Annotated in this window: 6 protein-coding genes; 4 read left to right on the forward strand and 2 right to left on the reverse strand. The window is 28.3% G+C overall.

Going from position 1 to position 6408, the window contains the following annotated elements; translation table 11 throughout:
• Nucleotides 1-1573 (reverse strand): preprotein translocase subunit SecA (locus AMN95_RS00225; RefSeq protein ID WP_256997902.1); only part of this gene is annotated, 1573 nt, incomplete at its 3' end.
• A 63-nt stretch (nt 1574-1636) separates the two neighbouring features.
• Between AMN95_RS00225 and argJ the strand changes: the two genes are divergently transcribed.
• Both argJ and AMN95_RS00235 read left to right on the forward strand, forming a co-directional pair.
• A complete protein-coding gene (gene argJ, locus AMN95_RS00230) occupies nt 1637-2938 on the forward strand; it encodes a bifunctional glutamate N-acetyltransferase/amino-acid acetyltransferase ArgJ (RefSeq protein ID WP_075522002.1) in 1302 nt (433 codons plus the stop codon).
• Nucleotides 2939-2977: 39 nt separating this feature from the next.
• Nucleotides 2978-3406 carry a DUF1178 family protein gene (locus AMN95_RS00235; RefSeq protein ID WP_075522003.1) on the forward strand — a complete coding sequence of 143 codons (429 nt, stop codon included), beginning with the start codon at nt 2978-2980 and terminating at the stop codon, nt 3404-3406.
• Here AMN95_RS00235 and ubiG read toward each other — a convergent pair.
• Entirely contained in the window at nt 3403-4131 is a 729-nt protein-coding gene (ubiG, locus tag AMN95_RS00240) for a bifunctional 2-polyprenyl-6-hydroxyphenol methylase/3-demethylubiquinol 3-O-methyltransferase UbiG (protein ID WP_075522004.1), read from the reverse strand. The genes AMN95_RS00235 and ubiG overlap by 4 nt on opposite strands.
• A gap of 68 nt (nt 4132-4199) precedes the next feature.
• On the opposite strand from ubiG, the gene AMN95_RS00245 reads away from it, so the two are divergent.
• The gene (locus tag AMN95_RS00245; protein ID WP_075522005.1) at nt 4200-5414 is read left to right on the forward strand and encodes an aspartate kinase; all 1215 of its coding nucleotides are present in this window, start codon (nt 4200-4202) and stop codon (nt 5412-5414) included.
• Nucleotide 5415: 1 nt separating this feature from the next.
• Nucleotides 5416-6408, forward strand: a 993-nt coding sequence (gene ispG, locus AMN95_RS00250; protein WP_075522006.1) for a flavodoxin-dependent (E)-4-hydroxy-3-methylbut-2-enyl-diphosphate synthase, incomplete at its 3' end; no start/stop codon positions are given.

Below are 6408 nucleotides of genomic sequence, written 5' to 3' on the forward strand. Positions count from 1 at the left end.
TTTTAATTTTTTCTTTATCTTTGCTTAGCTTATCTATTGGTATTGATCCTTTTTTACCTCCCAATTGTATATCAACTCCGCGACCTGAAATACTTGTAGTAATAATTACAGAACCTTCTTTTCCTGCGTTGGCGATAATTTCTGCTTCATTCTCGTGATTTTTTGCATTTAATACAACATGATTAATATTTTGCTTTTGTAATAATTCTGAATAAATTTCCGATTTATTTATACTAGAGGTAAAAACTAATAAGGGTTGACCGATTTCATTACATTCTTTGATTTTGTCAATTATTGCTTTATTTTTCTCTTTCTCAGTTCTAAATATTTGATCATTATAATCTTTACGTATCATTGGATTATTTGTGGGAACTACTACAACAGGTAAAGTGTAAATCTCAAAAAATTCTTCTGCTTCTGTTGCAGCTGTACCAGTACATCCAGAAATTTTTTTGTATAGCTTAAAATAATTTTGATAAGTTATTGATGCTAAAGTTTGATTTTCTGCCTGTATTTCAATTTTTTCTTTTGCTTCTAAGGCTTGATGAAGTCCATCTCCGAATCTTCTACCCTCTAGTATCCTTCCTGTTAATTCGTCAATAATTTTTAAACTGCCATCTCTAACAATATAATCTTTTCCTTTGGTAAATAAATGATTAGCTTTTAATGCTTGATTTACGTGGTGAACTAAAGCCAAATTCTCTGGGTCATAAAAATTATTATTTTTGAGTATCCCAGCATTAGAAAAAATTTTTTCAACATTATTTATTCCTTCATTTGTTAATAAGATATTCTTATCTTTTTCATCAATTTCATAATCTTTTTTATTCAATTGTTTTACTAATTTATCAATTGCAAGATACTGATGAGTTTTATCTTCAGCTGCACCTGAAATTACTAATGGAGTTCTTGCTTCATCAATAAGACAGGAGTCAATCTCATCTACAATTGCATAGTGATGACCTCTTTGAACTTTGTCGTTATTAGAAAATTTCATATTATCTCTTAGATAATCAAAACCTAACTCACTATTTGTTGCATAAGTTATATCACAATTGTAATTTTTTTTTCTTTCCAAATCATTTTGATTATTGTTAATAAATCCTGAAGTTAATCCTAAAAAATTATAAATTTGACCCATTTCTTGAGAGTCTCTTTTTGCTAAATAATCATTAACAGTAACTACGTGTACACCTTTTTCATTTAAAGCATTCAAATATGCTGACAGCACAATTGTTAAAGTTTTTCCCTCACCAGTTCTCATCTCCGCAATTTTGTTTTCATGCAAAACTATACCCCCAATCAACTGAACATCATAATGGCGTTCTCCTCTAGATCTTGATGAGGCTTCCCTTACTAAAGCAAAAGCTTCTGGCAGAATCTGGTCTAGTGTTTCTCCATTTTTAATTCTATTTTTTAATTCGTGGGTTTTTTTTGGAAAATTCTCATCAGTAAAATTTTTATATTTATCCTCTAATATATTAATTTTTCTAACAATTTTGCCAATTCTATCTAATTCTTTCTGATTACCAGATTTAACAAATTTTGAGATAAAGCTTAAAGGATTAAACATTTGTTTTGATTTATAAATTAATTATAAGTTAAATATAAGTATTAAATAAGTAATTTAAATAGTATGGGAATTAATATATCTAATTTTTTGTCGTCTAAATCAAAAAATCGTAAATTGATAGATTTTCAAGATTTAGACCATATAGATGGTTTATCTGTGTCAGCGGTTAGTGCAAAATTATATAACACCAGTAGAGATGATCTGGTAATGTTTTATTTCAGAGAAGGTGCTAATTTTGCCTCAGTTTATACAAAATCAAAAATTTTGTCTGAAAATATTAAGTGGAATTTAAATCAAAGAACAAAAAAAATATTTTGTTTATTAATTAATACAAGAAATGCAAATTCATTTACAGGCGTTCAAGGTTATAAAAGTATGCAAATCTTGGCTGAGAATTTATCTCAAAAGCTAACTGATAAACAAAAGCAGGATGAAGAAAATCCTGTATCGATAAAACCAAAAAATATAATGTTTGGATGCACAGGCACAATTGGAGAGATTTACCCTCTTGAAAAAATATCCTCTAAAATTCCAGATTTAATCAATAATATTAAATATACACAAAATAAACTTATATGGATGAAAGCTTCACTTGGAATTATGACTACCGACACACAACCAAAGATGGCAATGGAGGAATGTTCAATAGGTAGTACTACGGTTAAGATTTATGGAGTTGCAAAAGGTTCAGGAATGATACAGCCAAATATGGCAACCACATTAGGATATATTTTTACAGACGCAGATTTATCTAATGATGTTTTAAAAAAACTTTTAAGAAAAAATATAGAAAATACTTTCAATGCAATAACTTGTGACGGAGATACTAGCACCAATGACATGGTTTCTATTTTTTCAACAGGAAAAGCTCATCATAAAAAAATTAATAGTTTTACAGATATTAATTTAAAAGAATTTGATCAGTCATTAAATAATGTTTTATTAAATCTAGCAAAAAGGGTAGTAGCGGATGGAGAAGGTGCTTCTAAATTTATAACTATTAAAGTTTTAGACTCAAAATCAGAGTCTGATGCAAAAAAAATTGCTTTTTCAATTGCGAATTCTCCATTAGTTAAAACTGCGATAGCAGGAGAAGACCCTAATTGGGGAAGAATAATAATGGCAATTGGAAAATCTGATACAGAAATAAAGATAAATAAATTATCTATTAAATTTGGTGATATATTAGTAGTTCATAAGGGTAAACTGAATAATTTATATAATGAAAAGGAAACTGCTGAATATATGAAAAGTTCTGATATTGAAGTTAGCGTGAATGTTGGAACTGGAAAAAAAGCATTTACATCATATACGATGGACTTAACGAAAAAATATATAGAAATTAATGCCGATTATAGAAGTTGAGGGTATTGAAATTATAAAAATAATAACCAAATCAAATAGATGATTAAATATAGTTTAATATGTAAAGATTGTGATTTAATTTTTGAAAGTTGGTTTGCTAGCTCTGGTGAATATGAAAAATTAAAAAAGAAGAAATTATTAAATTGTCATAAGTGTGAGTCATTCAATATTGATAAAAATTTAATGGCGCCCAGCTTAATAAATAAAAAGCAAGATTTTAAAATAAATAAAGATTTAAAAAAATATGAAAAAATTAAAAAGACAATTTCTGAATATCAAAAATTTATAAAAAATAATTTTGAATATGTTGGAGATAACTTTGCTTATGAAGCAAGATCAATTCATTATAATGAAAAAAAAAAGAAAAAAGGTATTTATGGCACAGCGTCCAAAAATGATCTTAAGGAACTAAAAGAAGAGGGAATTGATGCCCAGATAATCCCTTGGGTTGAGGACAATAAAAATTAATTTTTTATAAATTTAGCTATATAATTTACTGATTTATCATTACTTATTTTCCACTCATCAGTAAATAAATTAAACTTCATGCCATCAATTTTGTTTAAATCAAGATCATTTTTTTTTTGAATTGAAATTAAGTCGTCAGGTTTTACAAATTTTTCCCATTCGTGAGTACCTATTGGGAGCCAACGCAAAATGTATTCTGCTCCTACAATCCCAAATAAATATGATTTTAAAGTTTTATTCAATGTAGCCACAAACATTATTCCATTTTTTCTTAAAAGTTTTGAACAACTCTTTAAAAAAAGATTTATATCCTCAACATGCTCTACAATTTCCATATTTAAAATAACATCAAATTTTTTTTCATTTGTTAATTTTTCTGGCGATGCACAAATGTAATCAATTTTAAGATTATTTTGTTTTGCATGAAGCTTAGCAACTTGTATATTTTTTTCCGACGCATCAATTGCAGTAACATTTGCACCTAATCTACTCATAGGCTCTGAAAGCAATCCTCCACCACATCCAATATCTAAAATTCTAACTTTTTTTAAAGGGTTTTTTGTCTTATCTAATTTAAATGTCTCTATTATATTTTCTTTAATATAAGAAATTCTAATTGGATTAAATTTATGTAATGGTTTAAATTTTCCATTGGGATTCCACCATTCTTCAGCAATTTTAGAAAATTTTTCTATTTCTTTTTTATTAATTGTGTTATTTTTCATTAGATAGTTGACTTTATATTCAACATGTATTTATTCAATATTTTTTAAATTTAATAGATTATTTTATCATGAAAATTGTGGTATTAAAATTTGGAGGCACTTCGGTTGGTACAATCGAAAAAATTAAAAAAGTTGCTGAAATAATTGCAAATTATAAAAGAAAAAAATACAAAGTTATCGTTGTTTCATCTGCGATGAGTGGTGTGACAAATGAGTTAATTAAAAAGTCATCTAAAATAAGTGACAATTTTTCCAACTCTGAGCATGATGTTTTGGTTTCATCAGGTGAGCAAATTGCTTGTTCTTTGATCGCAGGCAGGTTGGTGCATAAAGGTTATAAATCTAGGTCTTGGTTATCTTGGCAGATTCCAATTTTGACAGTCGGTGCTCATAGAAATTCAAGAATTAATCAAATAAATTCAAATAAGATTAAAAAATATTTAAAACAGGGTGGTGTACCAATTATAACTGGCTTTCAAGGAGTGAATAATGAAAATAGAATTACCACAATTGGTAGAGGAGGATCAGATGCAACTGCAATTATGGTTGCGAAATTCTTTAAAGCCAAGAGATGTGTTATCTACACTGATGTTCAAGGAGTATACACTACTGATCCCAATAAGCTAAAAAAAGCAAAAAAAATAAAAGTAATTTCCTATGAAGAAATGTTAGAAATGGCTTCACTTGGTGCAAAGGTTATGCAACCTGTTTCTATACAAGATGCGAGATTAAATAGAATTGATATTGAGGTAAAATCATCTTTTGTAAAAAAAACTGGAACATTAATTACTAAAAGATCTAACATAGTTAATAATAAGATTATTACTGGAATTTCATCTACTCAAAATGACTCGAAAGTTTCACTTATTGGCGTTAAAGATAAGCCGGGGGTTGCAGCATCTATATTTAAACCATTGTCAAAAAATTTGATAAATGTTGATATGGTTGTTCAAAATATTTCTGCTAATGGTAAAGAGACAGATTTAACATTTACAATTAAATCAGATGATTTGAATAAAACTAAAAAAATAATCCAAGAAAATAGAACAATTAAATACCGAAAATTAATCTTTGAAAAAGATGTTTCAAAAATTTCAGCAATTGGTGTTGGTATGATTACTACACCTGGTGTTACATTTAGAATGTTCCAAACACTTGCAGATAAAAAGATAAATATTAAAGTAATATCAACTTCAGAAATTAAAATTTCTGTTTTAATTGATAAAAAAGATACCAATAAAGCATTAGCTGCTTTACATAAAGAATTCAAATTAGATTACTAAAATGAGCTTAAGACCATTTAGAGATATCAAAAGAAAAAAAACAAAAGAGATTAATGTTGGTAAAGTAAAAGTAGGAGGTAGCAACCCTATATCTGTTCAATCAATGACGAATACTCTTACAACTGATATAAAGTCAACAATAAAACAAATTAATGAAATTCATAGTGAGGGTGCTGACATAGTTAGAGTTTCATGTCCTGATGAAGCATCCTCTAAAGCCTTAAAAGAAATTGTCAAACACGTAGACATACCTATAGTTGCTGATATTCATTTTCATTATAAAAGAGCCATTGAAGCTGCTGAGAATGGTGCAAGTTGTTTAAGAATAAATCCAGGAAATATTGGAAATATAAATAAAATTAAAGAAGTTGTTAAAGCAGCTCATGATAATAATTGTTCAATTCGAGTGGGTGTTAATGCTGGATCATTAGAAAAAGATATTTTAGAAAAATATAGAGAGCCTTGTCCTGAGGCTTTAGTTGAAAGTGCTTTAAGAAATATAAAGATTTTAGAGGATGAAAATTTTTTTAATTTAAAAATAAGTGTAAAATCTTCTGATGTTTTTTTATCAATACAAGCATATCGTCAATTGTCAAAAACCACTGATTATCCCCTTCATTTAGGGATAACAGAAGCTGGGGGCTTCATACCTGGCAGCATTAAGTCTTCCATTGGACTAGGCACTTTACTTTTAGATGGCATAGGCGATACGATAAGAATATCTTTATCAGATGCCCCTGTTAAAGAGGTCCAGATTGGAAACGAGATATTAAAATCACTTAATTTAAGAGAAAGAGGGGTAAAAATCATTTCTTGTCCCTCATGTGCAAGACAAGGTTTTGAAGTAATTGACACTGTAAAAATTTTAGAAAAAAAACTTTCACATATTAAAACTCCGATAACTCTCTCAGTAATTGGATGTGTAGTAAACGGTCCAGGAGAAGCGGCGAGGAAAGAGGACAAGCAGAGGCAATTGCAAAATCAATTGAATGTT

This window comes from Candidatus Pelagibacter communis (genome assembly GCF_001180185.1).
Taxonomy (GTDB): domain Bacteria; phylum Pseudomonadota; class Alphaproteobacteria; order Pelagibacterales; family Pelagibacteraceae; genus Pelagibacter; species Pelagibacter ubique_F.